The organism is Candidatus Mycobacterium methanotrophicum, assembly GCF_023515995.1.
Classification (GTDB): Bacteria; Actinomycetota; Actinomycetes; order Mycobacteriales; family Mycobacteriaceae; genus Mycobacterium; species Mycobacterium methanotrophicum.
The window spans coordinates 4,461,506-4,482,869 of the sequence record NZ_CP097320.1 but is presented as its reverse complement, the minus strand read 5'-3'; the positions used below and the strand labels follow the sequence as shown (position 1 = coordinate 4,482,869).

Genomic DNA, 21,364 nt, shown 5'->3' with positions numbered 1-21,364 from the left:
CGAAAATTGGCCGCGCAACACGGACACGGCGAGTGCAGGAGATTTCGATGACGTCAGCGACCGTTCCCGGTCTGGATACCGCGCCGACGAACCATCAGGGCTTGCTGTCCTGGGTCGAGGAGGTCGCCGAGCTCACCCAGCCGGATCGGGTGGTCTTCGCTGACGGCTCCGAGGAGGAGTGGCGACGGCTCTGTGAGCAGCTGGTGGAAACAGGCACCTTCACGCCGCTGAACCCCGAGAAGCAGCCCAACTCCTACCTGGCGCTGTCCGACCCGTCTGACGTGGCGCGGGTGGAATCTCGGACCTTCATCTGTTCCGAGCGCGAGATCGACGCCGGCCCGACCAACAACTGGATGGACCCGAGCCAGATGCGCTCGACCCTGACCGATCTGTACCGCGGTTGCATGCGGGGCCGCACCATGTGGGTGGTGCCGTTTTGCATGGGCCCGCTCGGCGCCGACGACCCCAAGCTGGGCGTGGAGATCACCGACTCGGAATACGTCGTCGTGTCGATGCGCACGATGACCCGCATGGGCAAGGCCGCGCTGGACAAGCTCGGCGACGGCAGGTTCTTCGTCAAGGCATTGCACTCCGTCGGCGCCCCGCTGGCGGAGGGCCAAAAAGACGTCCCGTGGCCGTGCAGCGACACCAAATACATCACACACTTCCCGGAAACCCGCGAAATCTGGAGCTACGGTTCGGGTTACGGCGGCAACGCGCTGCTCGGCAAGAAGTGCTATTCGCTGCGAATCGCGTCGGCGATGGCTCGCGACGAGGGTTGGATGGCCGAGCACATGCTGATCCTTAAGCTGATTTCCCCCGAGAACAAGGCCTACTACTTCGCGGCGGCATTCCCGTCGGCGTGCGGCAAAACGAACCTGGCGATGCTGCAGCCGACCATTCCTGGCTGGCGGGCCGAAACGCTCGGCGACGACATCGCCTGGATGCGGTTCGGCAAGGACGGTCGGCTCTACGCGGTCAACCCCGAGTCCGGTTTCTTCGGGGTGGCGCCGGGCACTAACTGGAAGTCCAACCCGAACGCGATGCACACGATCGCCAAGGGCAACACCGTCTTCACCAACGTCGCCCTCACCGACGACGACGACGTGTGGTGGGAAGGCCTGGAAGGCGACCCGCAGCACCTGACCGACTGGAAGGGCAACGACTGGTACGCCGGGAAGACGGAAAGCCCTGCAGCCCACCCGAATTCGCGGTACTGCACGCCGATGTCGCAGTGCCCCACGCTGGCGCCAGAGTGGGACGACCCGCAAGGCGTGCCGATCTCGGCCATCCTGTTCGGCGCCCGCCGCAAGACCACGGTGCCGCTGGTGACGCAGGCCCGCGACTGGCGGCACGGCGTGTTCACCGGCGCCACCATGGCCAGCGAGCAGACCGCCGCCGCCGAAGGCAAGGTCGGCGCTATCCGCCGCGACCCGATGGCGATGCGGCCGTTCATCGGTTATCACGTCGGCGACTACTTCCAGCACTGGCTCGACCTGGGCGAGCACGCCAAAGACTCGGCCGAGTCGAAGCTGCCGAAGGTGTTCTTCGTCAACTGGTTCCGCCGCGGCGAGGGCGGCAATTTCCTGTGGCCGGGCTTCGGTGAGAACAGTCGGGTGCTGAAGTGGATCGTCGATCGCATCGAGAACCGGGCCGGCGGCCGGGACACCCCGATCGGAATCGTCCCGTCCGCCGACGATATGGACTTGGACGGGCTGGATGTCGATCCCGCCGACGTGGATAAGTCGCTCGTGGTCGATGCGGGCGAATGGCGCGAGGAACTGCCGCTGATCGAGGAGTGGTTCGAGTTCGTCGGCGAGAAGCTCCCGACCGGCGTCAAGGACGAGTTCGACGCGCTCAAGCAGCGACTGGCTGAGTAGCGCGAAACGCGAAAAGACGCATAAGCCCCCGACGCGCCGTGCGCGCGGGGGCCTATGCGTCTGACTCGGCGTCGTCGGGTTAGCCGAATTATCAAACACGGGTGGCCGAAACCTGGGTTCACCCGGGCCTGACCAGCGGATTCGATCTATTGACGGCCCTCTTTTCGCAGACAGACTATGTTGCTGGATCTCGCTCAACCGGGTAGTTTTCCGACCGGGGATGAAATCAGCCTCCGGTCTTGACAATCGGGCGACTGAAGGGGTCAGGATGACCGACACGGCGCCGGACGCCGTCCTGGATGCGGTGTCGTCGCGGCCGTTGTTTCGCCCGCTCGCGATCGTCGCCGTCGTCATCTGCCCGGCGCTGGTGCTGCGGTTCGTCGGCATCCACCCGACTCCGATCCTGGGCCTGATCACCTACGGAGCCGCCGTCGTAGCGGCCAGTTTCGTGCTGGCGTGGGCCGCAGAAGCTGCCCAGATCGATGTCTCGGGTGGTCTGGCGGTCGCGGTGCTGGGGGTCATCGCGGTTCTGCCGGAGTACGCGGTCGACCTGTACTACGCCTACACCGCGGGCCATGTGCCCTCCTACGCACAGTACGCCGCCGCGAACATGACGGGCTCGAATCGGCTGCTGATGGGTCTTGGGTGGCCGGTGGTCGTTTTGATCAGCATGCTGGTGGCGCGCCGGTCTACCGGCCGCAAAGCCGGCGCACTGGATCTTGACGTCAGCAACCGGCTGGAGATCGGCTTCCTGATGATTGCCGGCGTGGTCGCCTTCGTCGTCCCCGCGACCGGCCGCATCCACATTGCCCTCGGCGTAGTTTTGTTGGGCTGGTTCGGTTTTTACCTGTACAAACTGAGCCGCGGCGAGGTCGAGGAACCCGGGCTGGTCGGCACCGCCGCCGCGCTGGGAGCACTCCCGGACCGAGCCCGTCGCATCGCGGTGTGCACGCTGTTCGTCCTGGCCGCATCGGTGATTGTGACGTGCGCAAAGCCCTTCGCTGAGAGCCTGATCGACGCCGGCACGCAGCTGGGCGTCGATCGCTTCCTGCTGGTGCAGTGGCTGGCGCCGCTGTCCTCGGAGGCGCCGGAATTCATCATCGCCACCATCTTCGCGGCCCGAGGCAAGGGCGCGTTCGCGATCGCGACGCTGATCTCGTCGAAGGTCAACCAATGGAGCTTGCTGGTCGGGTCGTTGCCGGTGGCGTTCGTGCTCGGCGGAGGCGGCTCCTCGATTCCACTGGACGGCCGCCAAATCGAAGAGATGGTCCTCACCGCGGCGCAGACGTTGATGGGCGTCGCGCTGATACTCGGGCTTCGATTCCGCCGCTGGGCCGCCTGGGCATTGCTCGGCCTATTCGTCGTGCAATTCCCGATCGCCTCGACCGAGGGCCGGGTTGTGCTCAGCGCCGCCTACGCGGCGGTGGCTGTCATTGCGCTGATAGTCAATCGCCGCGCGCTGGCGCCGACGTTGTTGGCGCCGTTCGCCGGTCGCGCCGAGCGCCACGGCGGACACCCGCAGCGACAGGCCGAACCGGTGCCCGTGCCATGACGTTCGGCACCGACTGATCAGGCCGTTGACACCTGTCAAGTTTGACGGCGGTACAGTCCGCGCATGCAGATTCGCGAGCACACTTCCGGTCACGGGGGCGCGGGCCGGTGAAATCTATTTCGCCGGCGGCTACGACTTCGAATACCTCAACGACGCGGAAAAGACCGCGGCGTCGCGGGATCAGCACGGCTGGACCACCGTCGGCGACGTCGGTTACCTCGACGAGGACGGCTACCTGTACCTGACCGACCGTCGCCGTCAGATGAGCATCTTCGGCGGCGGTGCAGACCGTCGACCCGGCGGACGCCACCGACCAGTTCGCCGACGACCTGCTCGCCTGGCTGCGAGACCGGTTGGCGCACTACAAATGTCCACGGTCGATCTCGTTCGAAGCACAGCTGCCGAGAACCGATACCGGCAAGTTGTACAAAAACGAACTGGTCAAGAAGTATTCGGTGTGACGCTACGCATCGTCGACGTGTCGGAGCCGGTTCCCGACGTCCTGGACAGGACGGTTGCACCATTCGCCGCCCTGGTGGCGGCCGTCGGGTCACTCGAACGCGGCCCCGCGCAGATCCTCGAGATCGCCGATCCGCTGCAGCCCCGCGCTGCTCCTCGACGCGCTGACCACCCGGCTCGGGCGCGCGTGCCGTGAAAAGCGAGCCGGCGAGATCGCGGTCCGCCATGCCGGCAGGGGCAACCTGACGCGGATCTGATGACGATGCGCGCTCGAGGACGCGTTGCCGGTGATGCTGGTCAATCCCCATGAGGCCCGTAACCGGCCGGGACGCAAGACCGACGTCAGCGACGCGGCGTGGCTGGCAGACCCCGCCGCACACGGGCTGGTTCGCGGGTCGTTCGTCCCGCCGCCGCCGATCCGTGAGTTGCGGGATCTGACCCGTGCCCGCACCGCCCTGGCCCGTGAACGGGGCCGGTTAGTGCAGAAGATCGAGAAAGTCCTGGAAAGCGCCGGGATCAAACTGTCGTCGGCGCCCAGCGACATCACCGCAGTATCGGGGCGGGCGATGCTAGAGGCGTTGATCGGCGGTTGCCGCGACCCCGAGGCGATGGCCGACCTCGCCAAACGGAAACTACGCCGCAAGATCCCCGAGCTGACCGAGGCGCTGGGCGGCCGGTTCACCGAGCATCACGGGTTCCTGATCCGGATGCACCTGGACCTGATCGATCAGCACACCCTGGCATTGGCGAGGGCGGAGGCCCGTATCGAGGAGGCAATATCGCCGCATCGGCTGCGGCCCGACCGGCCAACACCGCGTTCTTCGGCGCGAAATTCCGCCGTATCACCGCACGGCGTGCACCGATGAAAACGATCGTCGCCGTCGAGCACGCCATGGTCACCGCGGCGTGGCACATGCTGGCCGGCGGCAAGTTCTACCGTGACCCCGGACCCGACTACTACACCCGACGCCGGCCCGAACACATCAAAGCCAACGCCGTCCGACAACGCGAAGCACTCGGCTACCGCGTCATCCTCGAGGAACCCGACGCGGCATAGACAAACATAAAACCGACCAGCCGTCACTGACCACGTGGCCGGTTACCGACGCCTGTGTTCACCAGCTGCGGTCACCTCAATTTTCGTAGGAACGCGGGTTATCGAACTGTCAGCGTCCACTGCGGTAGCATCACCCACCGAAGCCGGAATCGTTACCTGATTTGCACCGGACTTCGGACGTCAACCCCAACCGTCGGGTGAACTACCGACCAAGCCCAGTCGACAAAGGACGTGAGTATATGAGAAGTCCGGCACGCGCCGCCTTGCTCGCTGTGGTGGCCGCTTTGGCCGCGCTTGTTTTCGCATCGCCCGCGCTGGCGCATGTCAAGGTCTCCGGCACCAACGCTCGGCAGGGTGGTTACGGAGTCCTGACATTTAGCGTCCCCAACGAGTCGGATTCCAACGCTGTCGTCGAATTGCGGGTGTTCCTTCCCCAGGACACGCCCATATATGTGGTGGACACCGCGTCCATGCCCGGCTGGACAGCGATCCTCACCGAGAAGCCCCTTCCGTCGCCGCAAACGGACAACAACGGCACGGTGCACAACAATTTTGTGTCGGAAGTGCATTGGATTGCCGACAACCCGCAGGCGGCGATCCCGCCCAAACAGTTCGGCCAGTTCCTCCTGTACGCCGGCCCCCTGCCGAACCGGAATGCGCTGCCGCTGCCTGCCGAACAAACGTACAGTGACGGACGCAAGGTGAACTGGAATGACGACCCGTTCGCCGGTCCGCCTCAGCCTGGGCACCCGGCTCCGGTGCTAAAGCTGGGCTCGGGAGCCACCGACCTGGATATCTTCACCACCACGGAAACAGTCCAGAACAACACGCCACTGTGGCCCGCCATCGTCGCGCTCGCTGTCGCGTCTGCGGCGCTGTTGATCGGGTGCGCAAGCCTCGTGCTGTTGCGCCGCAAAAACAAGAACACCGTTGTTGCTCCGCAAGAATAAACAGCTGGTAAGCCCGAGGTAATGCTGAATTACCTCGGGCGCCACCGGTTCTCGGGTTAGCGTGCCGTTTGCTGTGCCGGTACGGTCCGACGTGAACGCGGCCGGCGGATTGGCTGCATGCTCTAAAGTTAAATTCCGCCCCGGGAAACCAGTTGTGCGGCGATGACGTTGCGCTGGATCTCGTTGGTGCCCTCGCCAACAATCATCAGCGGGGCGTCGCGGAAGTAGCGCTCGACGTCGTATTCGGTCGAGTAGCCGTAGCCGCCGTGGATGCGCACCGCGTTCAGGGCGATCTCCATCGCGACCTCCGAGGCGAACAGCTTGGCCATGCCTGCTTCCATGTCGGCGCGTTCGCCGCGCTCGTAGCGCTCGGCGGCATACCGGGTGAGCTGGCGGGCGGCGGTGAGTTTGGTCGCCATGTCGGCCAGGTAGTTGCCGACCGACTGGTGCTTCCAGATCGGCTGGCCGAAACTCTCCCGCTGCTGGGCGTAGGCCAGCGCGGCCTCCAGCGCCGCGGTCGCGACCCCGAGCGCGCGTGCTGCGACCTGAATGCGCCCGGTCTCAAGGCCTTTCATCATCTGCGAAAAGCCCTTGCCCGCTTCGCCGCCGAGAATCGCCGACGCCGCCACCCGGTAGCCGTCGAACGACAGCTCACAGCTCTCCACGCCCTTGTAGCCCAACCTGGGCAGATCCCGCGACACCGTCAACCCCGGCCCGTGCTGCACCAGCAGCACCGAGATGCCCTTGTGCCGCGGCGTGGCGGCCGGATCGGTCTTGCACAACAGCGCGATCAACCCTGAGCGCCGGGCATTGCTGATCCAGGTCTTCGACCCGTTGACCACCAAGTGGTCTGGCCCGTCGGGTAGCGCGGCGGTCGACATGTTTTGCAGATCGCTGCCGCCGCCCGGCTCGGTGAGCGCCGTCGCGGCCCGCAGCTCGCCGCTGGCCATCGCCGGCAGGTACTGCTGCTTCTGCTGCTCGGTCCCGAACAAGGCCAGTAGCTTCGCGACGACGGTGTGCCCGCCCATCGCGCCGGCCAGGCTCATCCAGCCACGCGCCAACTCCTGGGTCACCAGCACGTAGCACGGCATCGACACCGGTGCGCCGCCGTACTCCTCACCGATGGCCAGCCCGTAGATGCCGATGCGCTTCATCTGCTCGATCCACGCTTCGGGATACTCGTTGGCATGCTCTATCTCGCGGACCGTCGGCTTGACCTCTTTGTCGACAAACTGACGCACCGTCTCGACCAGCATCGCCTCGTCGTCGTTCAGCCCCATTCCGCAATGCTGACACGGCGAGGAACCCGATGACCGGCGGCCCGTACTTCGACGAACTGCAGTCCGGCCAGGTGTTCGCCGGCGCGCCCTCGATGACGCTGACCCACGGGATGGCCGCCGTGCACCAGAGCATTCTCGGCGATCGGTTGCGATTACCGCTGGACGCCGAGCTGTCGGCGGCGGTCACCGGGTCCGCCGGGCAAATCGCTCATCCCGGCCTGGTGTGCGACGTCGCGATCGGCCAATCGACCCCGGTGACTGCGCATGTGAAGGCCAACCTGTTCTATCGCGGGTTGGTGTTCTACCGGTTCCCGGCTATCGGCGACACCCTGTTCACCCGCACCGAAGTGGTGGGCTTGAAGAAGAACTCGGCCAAGCCGGACCGGGCGCCCACCGGGTTGGTGGCATTGCGGATGACCACCATCGACCAGGTTGATCGGTTGATCCTGGACTTCTACCGCTGCGCGATGTTGCCGCTGAGCCCGGATGCCGGCCCCAACGCCGCGGATCACGCCGACGACCTGTCGAAAGTCGGCGCCGATCTGGCCCCGCCGCCGTCGGCCGTCGACGAGTGGGACGGCGAGGTGTTCCGCGAGCGGATTCCCGGACCGCACTTCGATGCCGACCTGGCCGGCACGGCGCTGCGAGGGAGTGCCGATGTGGTCACCGGCGCATCCGAATTGGCCCGCCTGACTCTGAATATTGCCTCAGTTCACCACGATTCGCGTATTAGCGGGCGACGGTTGGTCTACGGCGGGCACACCATCGGGCTGGCGTTGGCGCAGGCAAGTCGGCTGTTGCCCAATCTGGCCACGGTGCTGGGCTGGCAGTCCTGCGACCACACCGCACCGGTGTATGAGGGCGACACCCTCTGCAGCGAGCTACACGTCGATTCCGCCGAGCCCACCGACAACGGCGGAGTGCTGGGACTGCGGTCGCTGGTGTACGCCGTGAGCGACTCAGGCGACGCGCCCCGGCAGGTGCTGGACTGGCGTTTCACCGCGCTGCAGTTCTAACCCGCTAACAGCCGGCGCGCACAATAGTGAAATGAACGCGGCGGCGGACTGGGCCGACAGCGGGCTGGCGTGCAGCACCGAAGCGGGGTGCTGTGGATGCTCAACTCCGCGGGTCTGGTTCGCGTTGGTCTGGCGGGGCATCCCGACGGCCGGTTGCGCAGCACCGACTCCTGGTCGGACGCGCTGAGCCGTGGCCAAACCGAGCTGGCCGAGCTGAGTGCTCGGCTGAGCGGCTATGGGGTCACCGGAATCACCGATGCCACACCGGAGCTGGGGGCGGGCGACATCGTGCGGTCAACCGAACTGCGTCGGCGCGGCGAGCTGCGCCAACAGGTGCACTGCCTGGCCCCCGGCAAACGCATCCTGCACGACGACGACCTGGATCTCGAGCGGCTCGCGCCGAGCGGCGCGGTGCTGGGCACCGATGAATGCATCTCGGCGCGAACAGCTTTGAGCATGTTCTTCGGATACCCGGCCCATCCCACCCGGGCGCGTACCCTCCAACCGGGAGAGCCCGGAGACCTCTGCGTGCTGAGCCTGCCGCCCGAAGCGGCGCTGGCCGAGCTCGATGCCGGCATGGTCGCCGCGACAATCGTCGACGGCCAAATAACTTATGCGGCGGAATGAAATGGCCGAGCGTGCGTGTTTGCACATCGACACGCCGCAAAGCGTGTACAAATACGCACGCTCGGCGGAAACATTCACCGAATCAACGCGGCAAATCGCGGAACGGTGTGTTGCGGTGCGGCTCAGGCTCTTTCGGCAGTCCCAGCACGCGTTCACCGATGATATTGCGTTGAATTTGATCGGTCCCACCACCGATCGAGGTGAAGTAGGCGTTCATCGTCCGGAAGGTCACCGCGTCACCGACAGGGTTTTCGGGTCCGGCCAACATCGCTTCGGCGCCGACGATTTCAGTTTCAACACGAGCGGTCTCGTGCAGGATGCGTGACATGGCGATCTTCCCGAGCGCCGTCAGCGCGGCGGCCTCGCCGTGATCGGCCGCAGCCTTCGACCGTTGAGTGTTCCAGCGGTTGACGGTCGCCAGCGCATCGACTCGGGCGATCTGCTGACGTATGTAGGGGTCGTCCAGCTTGCCGGCATCGCGTGCCAATTCGATTAACAGGCTCGCGTTTGCCGGACGGGGCCGCCGACCATCCTTGGCGGTGCGGGCCAGATCGCCCATGAACCGTCGCTCGTAGCCCAACGCGATCTGCAGCACCGACCATCCGGCGTTCAGCTCTCCGACCAAGTTCTCGGCGGGGATGCGGGCATCTTGGATGAAGACCTCGTTGAACTCTGATTCGCCGGTGATCTGGTGGATCGGCCGGATCTCGACGCCGGGCTGACGCATCGGCAACATGAAGAAGCTGATGCCCTGGTGCTTGGGGACATCCCAGTCGGTCCGGGCCACCAGCATGCCGTAGTCGGCGGTTTTGGCGAACGACGTCCACACCTTCTGCCCGTTGATCACCCACTGGTCACCGCGGCGCTCCGCTTTGGTGCGCAGGCCGGCCAGGTCTGATCCCGCACTGGGCTCGCTGTAGAGCAGGCACCACTTGCTTTCGCCGCGTATCGACGGCGGAATCAGCCGTCGCTTCTGCTCCTCGGTTCCGACGTCGTGCAGGGTGCAGGCGAACAGGTTCGCCCGGTCGTGACCGCAGCCCGGCGCACCTGCTGCCGCGAATTCGGCAGCAACGAGCCGCGATCGGGCCTCCGACAAGCCGCGGCCGTACCACTCGGGTTCCCAGCTGGGCACCGCCCACCCGGCGTCAACGACGCGCTGGGCCCAGCTGGCGCGATCGATTGCGGGATTCCAGTTGGCGGCCAGCCATTTTCGAACCTCATCGCGCAGTTCGTCGTCGTTCAAGCGCCACTCCTCCTCATCGCTTCGCTCTGCATCGTCGCCGGCGCGGGTCAAGGCTCAGGCTCCGATCTGCCGCAGGTAGCGCTCCCGGTGCCACGACGGGCTGCCCAGCAACTGCGCATCGCTGCGGGCACGCCGCAAATACAGGTGCGCCGGGTGCTCCCAGGTGAACCCGATGCCGCCGTGGACCTGGATGTTGGTCGCCGCGACGAAGACGAACGCGTCGGAGCAGAACGCCTGCGCCAGAGCAAGATCGGCGATATGCGAGGGCGCCTGCTCGGCGAATGATCCGGCGATGAAGCGCGCCGCCGACACCGCCGACTCGGCCTCCAGCAGCATGTCGGCGCACATGTGCTTGACCGCTTGGAAGCTGCCGATCGCGCGGCCGAACTGGTAGCGGGTCTTGGCGTACTCGGTGGCCATCTCGACAACGCGTCGCGCAGCACCGGCCTGCTCGCTGGCCAGTGCCACGGCTGAGCGGTCCAGCGCCGCGGTGAATACCTCGACACCGGCACCCAGCCGGCCGACCAGCCGCGCCGGGGTGTCGACGAATTGCAGACGGCACAGCTTACGGGTCGGGTCCACCGTCGTCAGTGGCGTCACATCCAGGCCGGCAGCACCGGCGTCGACGGCGAAAACGGCTGGGCCCGAGTCAGTTCCGGCCAGCACGTAGAACAGCTCCGCCGCTTGCCCGTCGACAACGAAATGCTTGTAGCCGGTAACGTGCCAGGCGTCACCGATGGCACCCGCGGAGGCGGCGATCGTGGCGGGCAACCGAGCGGAGTCGTCCTCGGTGAAGGCGACGGTGGCGATCAGGTCACCCGCCGCGATCCGCGGCAGCACCGCGGCGCATTCGGCTGCGTCGCCGGCTTCGGCCAGCAGGCTGGGCACCAGCACCGCCGTCGACAAAAACGGGCCGACCGACAACGCGCGGCCCATCTCTTCCATCGCGATGCCCATCTCCACCGGGCCCGCACCGGCACCGCCGTACTCCTCGGCGATCAGCAGGCCGGTTAAACCCATGGCCGCCAATTCGTGCCACATCTGGCGGTCAAGACCGGTGCCGGTGGCCATCAATGCTCGCACCTGCGCTTCGCCGCAGTGTCGCGCCATCACGTCGGCGACCGCGCTGCGCAGCGCTCGCTGCTCGTCGGTTACCGAGAACGGTGCGCTGGCGCGCATAGCGGCCGATCAGCTCTTCAGGGCAAGCGCGGTTCGCAGACTCGCGCACTGGCTGGCGAAAAACGCCTGGGATACCGCAGCTTTCGGGACCACCAGGTCGAAAGCGTGGAAGGCTCCGGGGACCACCTCGACGTCGCACGCCACCCCGGCCGCGGTGAGGCGCTCGGCGTAGGCCAGATCCTCGTCATGGAACAGGTCGTGGGTGCCGACGCCGATCCACGCCGGAGCCAGCCCGCTCAGGTCGTCGCGGCGCGCCGGAACGGCGACCTGCGGGTCGGCGGCGCCGAGGTAGGCCGTCCAGCCGAAGCGATTGCTTTTCGGGCTCCACAGTCGGTAGTTCGGGTTCTTCGGCCCGGCTGCGCCGCGGTCGTCGAGCATCGGGTAAGCCAGCAGCTGCAGCACCGGGGTGATCTCGCCGCGGTCGCGGGCCAGCAGCGCCAGCGCTGCCGCCAGCCCGCCGCCGGCGCTGGCCCCGCCGACTGCCACCCGCGCCGGGTCCACCGCGGGGAGTCCGGCCAGCCAGGTAAGCGCCGAATAGCAGTCCTCCAGCGGTGCGGGGTAGGGATGCTCGGGCGCCAGCCGATAGTCCACCGCCGCGACGGTGACGCCCAACTCACGGGTGAAGCGCTGGCACAGCGCGTCGTCTTGTCGCGCGCTGCCCAGCACATAGCCGCCGCCGTGGATCCACAGCAGCGCGGCGCTGCGTTGGCTGACGCTGGTCGCCCGGTGCAGCCGCACACCGACACCGGAGCCAAGGGTGAGCACCTCGACGCCGTCCGGGGTCTTGCCGCGTCGCAGCCCGCTCAGCGCCCGAACCGCGCGCAGACTGTGCGGCCCGACCAGGGCGCGTGGCGCGAGGCGAGCGACTTTCTGCAGATCGGGGTGAAAATCGGTGCTCGGCATCGGTCCAGTATGCCGACCGGGTCAACCCGCGGCGTCCTCGCGGTGGTTTTGCGGCGCCGCGAATCTGCTGGCTCGGGGCATGGACCCGCGGGCCGGACCGCAGACCGATCGGACACGATATGTGGCGGACCCCGCTCCCACCAAAGGCGAGCTGGTCCGGAACCTGAGATCAGGCCGCGCGATCCCGACCCTCGGCGCTTTCCTCGGCGGTGACGGGCCCCGCAACCCCCGACGCGGCATCGGTAGTCGGCAGCGGCGCCAGGCCCGGTTCGGGAGTCAACAGCATGGTGGCGCGCGCGCCCAGCACGTGGCCGATGAAGAAGTCGTACAGGCCGATCCCGATCACCGCTCCGACCAGTGGCCCGACGATCGGGATCCACCAGTACTGGGTTGTCTGCCCGTAGTTCCCGGATAGCGCCAGCTTGCCCCAGCCCGCCAGATAGGCGAACAGTCGCGGACCGAGGTCGCGGGCGGGGTTGAGCGCGGCGCCGGCGTTGGTGCCGTACGAGCACATGATCACCGCGATGACGAAGCCGATGGTCAGCGGCGCCATGTTGCCGGCCGGCGCCTGGTTGCGGTGGTCGATCAGCGCCGCGATCAACGCGGCCAGGATCGCTGTCCCTACCAGCTGGTCAACGAACGGCCCGAGGTAACCGCCGTGAAAGTATGAGGCGGGATAGGTCGCGAAGATCGAGAACGTGTCCAGCGAGTCCGGCCGGGTGAGGTGATTGGCCGCGTTGAACTCGTCGATTGCGGACAGGTAAACGGTGTAGACCACCGCGGCCGCGCTGAACGCTCCAACGAGCTGGGCCAGGCAATAGGGGACGACATTTCTCCAGCCGAACTTTCGGGCGATCGCGAAAGCCAGCGTGATCGCGGGGTTGAGATGCGCGCCACTGATCCCGCCGGCCAGGTAGACAGCCAGCATGACGGCGAAGGCCCAGCCGAACACGAGGATCAGCCAATTCGCCGGGCCGAACGCCACGGTTTGCCTGCCTGAGCTGGGCAGGCCCACGACGTTCAGTGCGCCGGCGCCCAGTCCGAGCAGCATCAGCACGAAGGTGCCGAAGAACTCGGCCAGCATCGCGCCGGGAAGCCCGGCGCGCAGCCGGGTGAACGCGGTGGCAGCAGGCCTAGTTGCTGTTGCTTTCTGGTTGATCACCGATGTGGTACCCAAGACGCTCCTCATCCAGATCGTCGTTGTATGGCCCGCGCCGCCCATGGGCGACCCAGGTAGCTGTCGCGACCGCCCGCCATCAGCCGGTTGGAAAGCGCCCGGACGGCTCGGCTGCGAGTAACCACGCCGGTCGGTGGGTAAACCTGGTCGCCATCCCGGTTCGGCCGGAGCGATCCACGGTGTGGGTCTGGACGTAGTCGAGTGATCTAAACTACGGGCGGGCATGACAGTCTTAGCGAGATTTGTAATGCGATGGCGCTACAGGAGGTCCGAGCTCGAGCATTTCGTCGCTTCTCGAGATGGCGTTGTCGGGCAATCCCGGCCGAACGGCCGTCGTCTCGGGCGGCACCTTGCCGACGTATTCGCCGGTGGCAGGGCAGTGCGCCTCGATCACCTCGGAGGTCGACGGCGCCGCCCACCTACCGCCGATGAAAAGCTTGTCGTACTCCGTTACCGCGTTGCTCATGGGCGCCGCCCTGCCCAAGCCGAAGCAAAACGAGAACATGTTTCAGTATTGCGGCTGCAGAACCAGCACGAGGTTGCTCACCAGGAACTCCCTCAGCACCGGCACCGAGGTCAGCCACCACGCCCATCTGGGGTGGTAGCGGGGGAACGCGCAGACCAGCGCGCCGGTGCTGGCCGCCCAATTCAAACCGTCGGCCACCGATACCGCGAACAACGACGAGCCGTAGTTGTTTTTGGCCGGGTGGCCGTGCTTGCGGGCATAACGCGCAGCGGCCCGGGCGCCGCCGAGATAGTGCGCCAGCCCCGTTTCATGCCCGCCGAATGGTCCCAGCCAGACCGTGTAGGACAGCACGACCAGCCCGCCCGGCCGCGTCACTCGCAGCATTTCGCCGCCCAGCTGCCAGGGTTGGGGTACGTGCTCGGCGACATTGGACGACAGGCAGATGTCCACGCTGTTGTCGGCGAAGGGCAATGCCAGGCCCGAGGCGCGCACGAATGTCCCCGCTTCGCGCGCCAAAATGCGCCCGCCGGCGTGCATTTCACTCGGATCTGGCTCCACGCCGATGTACCGAAGCCCGGCATCGGTAAAGGCGGTCGCGAAGTATCCGGGCCCGCCTCCGACGTCGAGCAGGCTGCGAGCCACCGGGCGTTCACGGTGGATGCCCTGCCACAGGTCGCTGACCATGCCCGCGGTGTCGGTGGCCAGCGTCCCGTAGAAGCGGGCCGGATCCCGCTGCTCGTAGCGAAACTCTGACAGCAGGCGCACCGACCTCCGCAGGGTCGCTCGCCGCGCGAACAGGTCAGTCACGGCCACCGGCCCACCCTATGCAGGCGCGCAGTTTAGGCTGACCCGTAATGTCTGGTTTGCGCTCGGTACTGCTGCTGTGCTGGCGCGATACCGGCCACCCCCAGGGCGGTGGCAGTGAAACCTATCTGCAGCGCATCGGAGCCCAGCTTGCCGCTTCCGGTGTCGCGGTCACATTGCGCACTGCGCATTATCGCGGCGCGGCGCGGCGCGAAGTCGTCGACGGTGTGCGGATCAGCCGCGCCGGCGGGCGGTACTCGGTTTATGTGTGGGCACTGGTGGCGATGGCGGCGGCACGGTTCGGGATGGGACCGCTGCGGCGGGTGCGACCGGACGTGGTGGTCGACACCCAGAACGGCTTACCGTTTCTGGCCCGATTGATCTACGGACGGCGGGTCGCGGTGCTGGTACACCACTGCCATCGCGAGCAGTGGCCGGTGGCCGGTGCGGTGCTCGGCCGGTTGGGTTGGTACGTCGAGTCGCGGGTGTCGCCAAGACTGCACCGCGGAAACCAGTACGTGACGGTGTCGCTGCCGTCGGCCCGCGACTTGGTCGGCCTGGGTGTGGCAAATGAACGAATCGCGTTGGTGCGCAACGGTCTCGACGAGGCACCGGAGGCGTCGTTGCGTGGTCCGCGGGCCGGCGACCCCCGCGTGTTGGTGTTGTCCCGGCTGGTGCCGCACAAGCAGATCGAGGACGCGATGGCAGCCGTGGCGCTGCTTCGGCCATCGACCCCGGGATTGCATCTCGACATCGTCGGGGGCGGGTGGTGGTGGCAGCGCTTGGTCGACCATGCGGCGAGCTTGGGCATCAGCGACGCGGTGACGTTCCACGGCCACATCGATGACGTCACCAAACACCACGTGATGCAACAGTCTTGGGTTCATGTGCTGCCGTCGCGGAAAGAAGGCTGGGGTCTGGCGGTGGTCGAGGCAGCCCAGCACGGGGTGCCGACGATCGGCTACCGCTCGTCCGGCGGGTTGGCCGACTCGATCATCGACGGGGTGACCGGTGTGCTGGTGGACAGTCGCGATGAATTGGTGGATCGATTGCACCAGTTGCTGACTGACCCGGTGCTGCGTGATCAGCTCGGCGCCAAGGCGCAAGCACGCAGTGCCGAATTCTCTTGGCGCCAAAGCGCAGACGCAATGCGCAGCGTACTGGAGTCGGTGGTAGCGGGAGAACGCGTCAGCGGAGTCGTCTGACCGGCCGCAAGGGGTATCCCTTGCGGCCTCTTCACCATGATGTGGGGGAGGGATTACCGTCGAGTCCTCGCTAGCCTGGTTGCTTCAGCCTCTCCCGGTGCAGACCTTTCTTGACAAGGTCTGGGGGACAACGCACTACCATGTCCAGCGATGCCGCGCGGACTACTTCGATCGCCTCATGGATCCCACTCCATTGAGGTCGAGCTGAATTTCCCGACGCGGGTCAACGCCTACGTAACCCCTGCCGAATCAACAGGATTCGTACCCCATTACGACCCTCACGATGTGTTGATTCTTCGGATCCAGGGATCCAAGATCTGGCGTTTGTCCGACAGCGCCGATGTACCGCCGCACGAGATGCTTCGCCGGGAGGGTGCCCGCCAGGTCCGGCCGCCGCTGGTGTACGAATCGCCGATGTTCAACCACATAGTGCCGTCGTCGCGCAGCACTCGCCAGACTTCCTCGAACAACTCGGCTAGCGCGTCAATGAAGGCGTAAACCGAGTCTTCCAAACCGATCTGGCCATCTATCCCGTAGTTGCGAAGTGACCAGTATGGCGGCGACGTGACGACAGTCTGCACGCAACCTTCAGGCATCGAGTTAGAACCTGGTGCGCGTCGCCAAGCACGAGGGCAGAGCCCTTGAGGACTGCCTCGTAATCTTCGCTCCCGTCGTGTTTCACCACTGCGAAGCGTTGTCGAGCGCGGTCACTCATGTGCCGCATCGTATCCGCCGGTAGGGACAACGGAGCCCCAGGCGCGCCGGAACTCTCCTCGTCGGGCAAGTCCAGCTCCAGCTGGACGAGCTCTTGGGCTTCCAGCAGTGTAGGGCCGTCTGGGTCCAGCCCTTCGGCGACGGCCTCGCGGTCTATGCCGTCCATGCGTCCGCAGGACGCTGGTAGCGCGGCATCGGTTCCCGCCTGGTGACAAGGGCTCCAAAGTTGCTAACGACGTCGGCTGCGGGTCTACGTCACGTGACTGCTGACGCAGCGGCCGAAAGCGCTCCGGTGGCCGCATGCTCGCCGGTCGAGACGGGGGGACCATGAGACTGGATCGATTGGCGGACGACATTATGCCATCTCTGCCTGCCGCCAGCCCGCTACCGCCATGCCGGTAGCTCCGACGATCAGCATCTCCAGCCACACGAGATGGGCGATCACCGCGAGCAACCGCCGATCGGCGGGCACTGCGCCTGCCTGGCCGTTGACCCGATACAAGGTCAAATCGTGGCCGCGATAGACTACCGGCAGTCGCTCGAATGTCCTTGCCGCCCAGCCCATATCGCCGGTGGTGCCCGCTTCGACAACCAGCCACGCCACGCCTGCGTTGCGAAGTGCGGCGGGATCGGCGCCGGCCAACAGCAGCCGCTGTACCTTGCGCGCCCGGTGTCCCTCACCAAGAACCGTCACCCCCGAGACGATCAGATCGCCGGTAATCAGCACATCGCTGCGCACCCAGCGGGGCAGCGGATCCAGCACCGGCGCCGGTCGGCTCCAGGCGAAGCGCCGCATGGTGTCGACCGGCAACACCGCGACGAGTCCGGGATCGCGGTTGATCAACGCCGCCACGGCCGCCCACCCCGCTGGATAGTTCACCGGCGCCACGCGCCCTCCCACACCCCAGGCCAAGTCGGGAAGTGTGAGCAGCAGCGCGGCGCAGCACACCAGCGCGGGAACCGCGGGCCCCGAAAAACGGCGCAATGTCAGCACCGCTCCCGCACCCGCCAGTGCATACCCGGGCATGGCCAGCGCCACCCACTTCTGCCCGTCGCGCAGCACGCCCACACCCGGCGCGGCATCCACCGCCGCCTGCAGCGTTGCCAGCCCCGGCCCGGTGGCCAGCGCGGCAGGCGCCAGCACGGACACCGCCGCCAGCGCTATCAGCGGGACCGCCGCCCGTCGGCGCAGCACCGTCGGCAGCCCGATGGCCACCACACCAAGCAGCGCCCCGGCCGATACCATTGCGAAAAGCGTTGTCCGCGACGGCGGTACCGCCTCGCTGTTCCAGATCCCACCGAGGCTGGCCAGGCTGCCCAGTGTGCCCAGACCCGGCTCGGCGCGGGCGGCGAACGCCGCAACGTCGGGAGCCTGCACCCAGATACGGTCCGCTGATGACAAGCCCAGTGCCGCCGCCGTCAACCATGGCAGCGCCGCCAGCAGCGCGCCGGCCAACGCGGCGGCGGCGCACACCCAGCGCGGTCGGGACCCACCCGCGCCCCCAACAGGGACAGCCGCACAGACCAATGCGACCGTTGCGGCGAGGATCAGCCCGGTGGGGGTCAACCCGGCCAGCGCGATCCAAAACGCCAACCCGAAAAACCCTGTCGAACCTGAGCGCAGCGTCAGCATCGTGGTCGCAACCCACGGCAGGCAGCCGTACCCGAGCAGCAGGCTCCAATGCCCCTGTAGCAACCGCTCGGCGACATATGGATTCCAGATCGCGAGCGTGATCGCGACAAATTGGCCGCCGGCCCCGGCTTCGGGCAACACCAGTGCGACCAGGCGTGCCGCGCCCCAACCGGCCAGCCACAGTCCCGCGACCAGCAACGCCTTGACCACGAGGCCGCCATCGACGAAGTGCGACGCCAACGCGACGGCGAAATCTTGCGGCGTCGCACGGGGGGCCGACATCAGCCCAAGGGCGCTATCGGACAGATATGAGCGCGGGGTGCTCACCGCATCGCGCAATAGCAAATATCCGGGCCCGATCAGCGGCACCACCACCAGCACCGCCAACGCCAGTGCGTACCCCGGCCGCGACCACCGCGCAACCCAGTGGCGCATCCCGGCCCCGTCGGTCAGGGCGCCCCGGGTGGATCCGAAGTCGGTCGGCTCTCCGTGCCCGGCGAGCCTGCGCCGGGCGGGCCGTGCTCGCGCTCTACGTCTTTGGGGGGTGTTGGCAGCTTCTCGGTTTCGGCCTCGGCGCCGGGTACCCTTTCGACCGGCGGCTCGCCGCGGCCGAAGAAGCCGTGGTCGGCGGTGTCCAGGCCGGGGTCGAGCAGTGCCGCTTCGGTGCGCAAGCTGAACGAGCCGAGCAGCAGGCCACCGATCAGCGCGATCACCCCGGACGCGGTGAAGCTGATCGGCAGCACCCGCGACCACAGGGCCAACCGGTCACGCTCGTTGCGTGCGGCGTTCACCTGTGACTCGACGGTCTCTTCGCTGGAGGTGACTTTGTAATCCACCAGCGTCAGCTCGGGCTTCAGCGGATCGCGAGCATAGTAATGGTTGGCATGATCGGCTTCTTTGACGATCGTCCCCGACTCGGGATCCACCCAGAAGGTCCGCTGCGCCGCGTAGTAGCGGGTCATGGTGATCTTCTCGTCCGGATCACCGGGCACGCCCCACATCGCCGCGGTCGCTGTGACCTTGCTGTCCGCGTCGTCGGCGTACAGCGAGGGATACTTGACCGGCGCAGCCAGCTTGCCGTCGGCGTCGTAGCCGACGTCTTGGGTGAACTTGTAGGTGGTCAACCCGTTGACGTCTTGTTCGCCGCTGTAATTGGCGTCGAAGGCGTCCTGCGCGATCGGGTCGAAATACGGATACGTCCTCTTCTCGGTGTAGAACGGAAATCGGTAGGACAGTCCGTCGTGCGGCAATGCGATGTTGGTGGGCGGATTTTCATCGTTGAAGCTGCGCGGTTTCTGCACGGCGCCACCGGGATGGGTGTCGTCGGAAACCGCCATCGCGGTCTTGCGGTTCAGTGTGACGGTGTCGACGAGTGCGAGCAGCAGGCCGGAGTCCTTTTGCATGTCGCTGCGTCGAACCGAGCAGCCCACCTGCAGTGTGACGACATCGGCGTTAGCGGGCGATTCGACGTCGATCTGCTGCTGGGACACCAGCGGCACGTTTTTGTTGACCACCAGCTTCGGACTGTTGATCGACGCCGGGTCCAGCGCGGTGCCGGTGCCGTCACTGATCAACGTGGCAGTCAGGTCGAGCGGAATCTTGGTGATCCTGCTGCTGGTGTAGGTCCATAGCAGCAATGCGGCGACCAGTAAGGCGGCTCCGAGGCCCATGATCCCGCACGCGGCCATCCGCAACATCACTGCTCGGTTCACGTCGCCGTGACCTCCTTCTGGTCTCATTCGGTTCGGAACGACCCGACCGCCCCGACCCTGGGCCAGCGAAGCAAAACTCGTTCGACCCTAACAGCAAAATTTAAGGTTGCCGTTTAGGTCCCCACGGTGCGCAACGGGCGTGTACCCGATTTGCCGGACAACCGATCACGGGCACACTGTTGCAGTGATGAGTGGCGTCCAGCAGGCGGGGGGGGCCCGCGGCTTCCTGCCCGCCGTCGAAGGAATGCGGGCCTGCGCGGCCATCGGCGTCGTCATCACCCACGTCGCATTCCAAACCGGACATTCGAATGGCTTCGACGGTCGGTTGTTCGGTCGCTTCGACCTTGCGGTCGCGGTGTTCTTCGCCCTGTCGGGGTTTTTGTTGTGGCGCGGACACGCTGCGGCGGCGCGCGGGCTGGGCTCGCGCCCGTCGACCGGTCATTACCTGCGATCACGGGTGGTGCGAATCATGCCGGCCTACCTGGTGGCCGTCGTCGTCATCCTGACCCTGCTGCCCGACGCCGACCACCCCAGCCCGACGGTGTGGTTGGCCAATCTCTCGCTCACCCAGGTCTATGTGCCGCTGACGCTGACCCACGGGCTCACCCAGATGTGGAGCCTGTCGGTGGAGGTCACTTTCTATCTGGCATTGCCGATCCTCGCGCTGTTAGCCAGCCGGCTGCCCGTCCGTGCTCGGGTGGCGACGATTGCGACTCTCGGTGTCGGGAGCTGGTTTTGGGGCTGGATCCCCTTTGCCGCCCCGGCCGGGCTCAATCCGCTGAACTGGCCGCCGGCATTCTTCTCCTGGTTCGCGGCGGGCATGCTGCTCGCCGAGTGGGTGCACAGCCCGCCCGGCTGGCCGCATCGGCTGGCCCGACGCCGGGTCTTGATGGCCGTCGTCGTCGTGGCGGCCTATCTAGTGGCCGCCACACCACTGGCCGGGCCCGCGGGGCTGGTCCCGAGCAGCGCCGCGCAATTCACGGTCAAGACCGCAATGGGTGCGCTGGTGGCGGCGGGTCTGGTGGCGCCGCTGGTGCTCGACCGGCCCGACACCGGCCACCGGCTATTGGGTACCAGGCCGATGGTGACGCTGGGCCGCTGGTCCTACGGCATTTTCATCTGGCATCTTGCGGCGCTGACCATGGTGTTCCCGGTGATCGGCGAATTCTCCTTCATGGGCCACATGCCCGAGGTCTTGGCGCTGACGCTGATCTTCACGATCGCCATCGCCGCGGTGAGCTATGCGCTGGTCGAATCACCCTGTCGAGGAGCATTGCGGCGCTGGGAATCTCGCAAGAGGCAACAGCGTGTGCCGCTGCGCGACGGTGTCGTCAGCCCGCGTCAAGAAGACGCAATCGCGCCATGAGCCGCGCGGGCGACGATGCAGAACAATCCATGCCTCTTTGATCGGGGGCGGGCACGGCACTCCTCCCATATGCCAGAACCGCCGCATCGACGAGAGGTCGTAGGCGTGCGGGCGTCGCAGGTGACGGCCGGCTCGTCGGGC

General features: G+C 66.5%; 17 protein-coding genes and 4 pseudogenes. 11 read left to right on the top strand and 10 right to left on the bottom strand.

What is annotated here, in order from left to right; genetic code table 11:
- The first annotated feature begins 47 nt into the window (after positions 1 to 47).
- From M5I08_RS23400 to M5I08_RS23375, 6 genes and pseudogenes are all read left to right on the top strand, one after another.
- Positions 48 to 1,880 (top strand): phosphoenolpyruvate carboxykinase (GTP), encoded by a 1,833-nt coding sequence (locus M5I08_RS23400; RefSeq protein ID WP_219068124.1) that lies wholly within the window; start codon positions 48 to 50, stop codon positions 1,878 to 1,880.
- A 268-nt stretch (positions 1,881 to 2,148) separates the two neighbouring features.
- A complete protein-coding gene (locus M5I08_RS23395; protein ID WP_219068123.1) occupies positions 2,149 to 3,432 on the top strand; it encodes a calcium:cation antiporter family protein in 1,284 nt (427 codons plus the stop codon).
- Positions 3,433 to 3,532: 100 nt separating this feature from the next.
- Positions 3,533 to 3,893: pseudogene (locus M5I08_RS23390) on the top strand (AMP-binding enzyme); the annotation flags it as partial.
- Positions 3,890 to 4,087, top strand: coding sequence for a hypothetical protein (locus tag M5I08_RS23385; RefSeq protein ID WP_219068122.1), 198 nt, complete (start codon positions 3,890 to 3,892; stop codon positions 4,085 to 4,087). The pseudogene M5I08_RS23390 and the gene M5I08_RS23385, both read left to right, overlap by 4 nt.
- Positions 4,088 to 4,163: 76 nt before the next feature.
- Positions 4,164 to 4,948, top strand: a pseudogene (locus M5I08_RS23380) (IS110 family transposase); the annotation flags it as partial.
- A 239-nt stretch (positions 4,949 to 5,187) separates the two neighbouring features.
- Complete coding sequence (locus M5I08_RS23375) at positions 5,188 to 5,898, top strand: YcnI family protein (RefSeq protein ID WP_219066108.1); 711 nt, start codon at positions 5,188 to 5,190, stop codon at positions 5,896 to 5,898.
- A gap of 128 nt (positions 5,899 to 6,026) precedes the next feature.
- Here M5I08_RS23375 and M5I08_RS23370 read toward each other — a convergent pair whose 3' ends face one another.
- On the bottom strand, positions 6,027 to 7,178 hold the full coding sequence (locus M5I08_RS23370) for an acyl-CoA dehydrogenase family protein (RefSeq protein ID WP_219066107.1): 1,152 nt from the start codon (positions 7,176 to 7,178) through the stop codon (positions 6,027 to 6,029).
- Positions 7,179 to 7,207: 29 nt separating this feature from the next.
- Between M5I08_RS23370 and M5I08_RS23365 the strand changes: the two genes are divergently transcribed.
- Positions 7,208 to 8,194, top strand: a complete 987-nt coding sequence (locus M5I08_RS23365) for a MaoC family dehydratase (RefSeq protein WP_219066106.1) — start codon at positions 7,208 to 7,210, stop codon at positions 8,192 to 8,194.
- 96 nt (positions 8,195 to 8,290) lie between these two features.
- Positions 8,291 to 8,821 carry a hypothetical protein gene (locus M5I08_RS23360; protein WP_370328536.1) on the top strand — a complete coding sequence of 177 codons (531 nt, stop codon included), beginning with the start codon at positions 8,291 to 8,293 and terminating at the stop codon, positions 8,819 to 8,821.
- 82 nt (positions 8,822 to 8,903) lie between these two features.
- Here the strand turns inward: M5I08_RS23360 and M5I08_RS23355 are convergent, their stop codons facing one another.
- From M5I08_RS23355 to M5I08_RS23330, 6 genes and pseudogenes are all read right to left on the bottom strand, one after another.
- On the bottom strand, positions 8,904 to 10,064 hold the full coding sequence (locus tag M5I08_RS23355; protein ID WP_219066104.1) for an acyl-CoA dehydrogenase family protein: 1,161 nt from the start codon (positions 10,062 to 10,064) through the stop codon (positions 8,904 to 8,906).
- A gap of 54 nt (positions 10,065 to 10,118) precedes the next feature.
- Positions 10,119 to 11,243 carry an acyl-CoA dehydrogenase family protein gene (locus M5I08_RS23350; RefSeq protein WP_219066103.1) on the bottom strand — a complete coding sequence of 375 codons (1,125 nt, stop codon included), beginning with the start codon at positions 11,241 to 11,243 and terminating at the stop codon, positions 10,119 to 10,121.
- A gap of 9 nt (positions 11,244 to 11,252) precedes the next feature.
- Entirely contained in the window at positions 11,253 to 12,146 is an 894-nt protein-coding gene (locus M5I08_RS23345; protein WP_219066102.1) for an alpha/beta hydrolase, read from the bottom strand.
- Positions 12,147 to 12,315: 169 nt separating this feature from the next.
- Positions 12,316 to 13,323, bottom strand: coding sequence for an MIP/aquaporin family protein (locus M5I08_RS23340; protein WP_249762987.1), 1,008 nt, complete (start codon positions 13,321 to 13,323; stop codon positions 12,316 to 12,318).
- 336 nt (positions 13,324 to 13,659) lie between these two features.
- A pseudogene (locus tag M5I08_RS23335) lies at positions 13,660 to 13,789 on the bottom strand (aldehyde dehydrogenase family protein); the annotation flags it as partial.
- 42 nt (positions 13,790 to 13,831) lie between these two features.
- The gene (locus M5I08_RS23330) at positions 13,832 to 14,602 is read right to left on the bottom strand and encodes a class I SAM-dependent methyltransferase (protein WP_219066100.1); all 771 of its coding nucleotides are present in this window, start codon (positions 14,600 to 14,602) and stop codon (positions 13,832 to 13,834) included.
- Positions 14,603 to 14,643: 41 nt separating this feature from the next.
- Here M5I08_RS23330 and M5I08_RS23325 point away from each other — a divergent pair, with 41 nt between their 5' ends.
- Entirely contained in the window at positions 14,644 to 15,798 is a 1,155-nt protein-coding gene (locus tag M5I08_RS23325; RefSeq protein ID WP_219066099.1) for a glycosyltransferase family 4 protein, read from the top strand.
- Positions 15,799 to 15,850: 52 nt separating this feature from the next.
- Positions 15,851 to 16,173, top strand: a pseudogene (locus tag M5I08_RS23320) (JmjC domain-containing protein); the annotation flags it as partial.
- Here M5I08_RS23320 and M5I08_RS23315 read toward each other — a convergent pair.
- The 3 genes from M5I08_RS23315 to pgfA form a co-directional block, all read right to left on the bottom strand.
- Positions 16,077 to 16,394 carry a DNA methyltransferase gene (locus M5I08_RS23315; RefSeq protein WP_249762986.1) on the bottom strand — a complete coding sequence of 106 codons (318 nt, stop codon included), beginning with the start codon at positions 16,392 to 16,394 and terminating at the stop codon, positions 16,077 to 16,079. The pseudogene M5I08_RS23320 and the gene M5I08_RS23315 overlap by 97 nt on opposite strands.
- A gap of 473 nt (positions 16,395 to 16,867) precedes the next feature.
- Positions 16,868 to 18,580, bottom strand: a complete 1,713-nt coding sequence (locus M5I08_RS23310; protein ID WP_219066098.1) for an MmpA family trehalose lipid delivery protein — start codon at positions 18,578 to 18,580, stop codon at positions 16,868 to 16,870.
- 14 nt (positions 18,581 to 18,594) lie between these two features.
- The gene (gene pgfA, locus M5I08_RS23305) at positions 18,595 to 19,857 is read right to left on the bottom strand and encodes a cell envelope lipid trafficking protein PgfA (RefSeq protein WP_219066097.1); all 1,263 of its coding nucleotides are present in this window, start codon (positions 19,855 to 19,857) and stop codon (positions 18,595 to 18,597) included.
- Between the two features lie 187 nt (positions 19,858 to 20,044).
- Here pgfA and M5I08_RS23300 point away from each other — a divergent pair, with 187 nt between their 5' ends.
- Complete coding sequence (locus tag M5I08_RS23300; RefSeq protein ID WP_219066096.1) at positions 20,045 to 21,223, top strand: acyltransferase family protein; 1,179 nt, start codon at positions 20,045 to 20,047, stop codon at positions 21,221 to 21,223.
- The last annotated feature ends 141 nt before the right edge of the window (positions 21,224 to 21,364 follow it).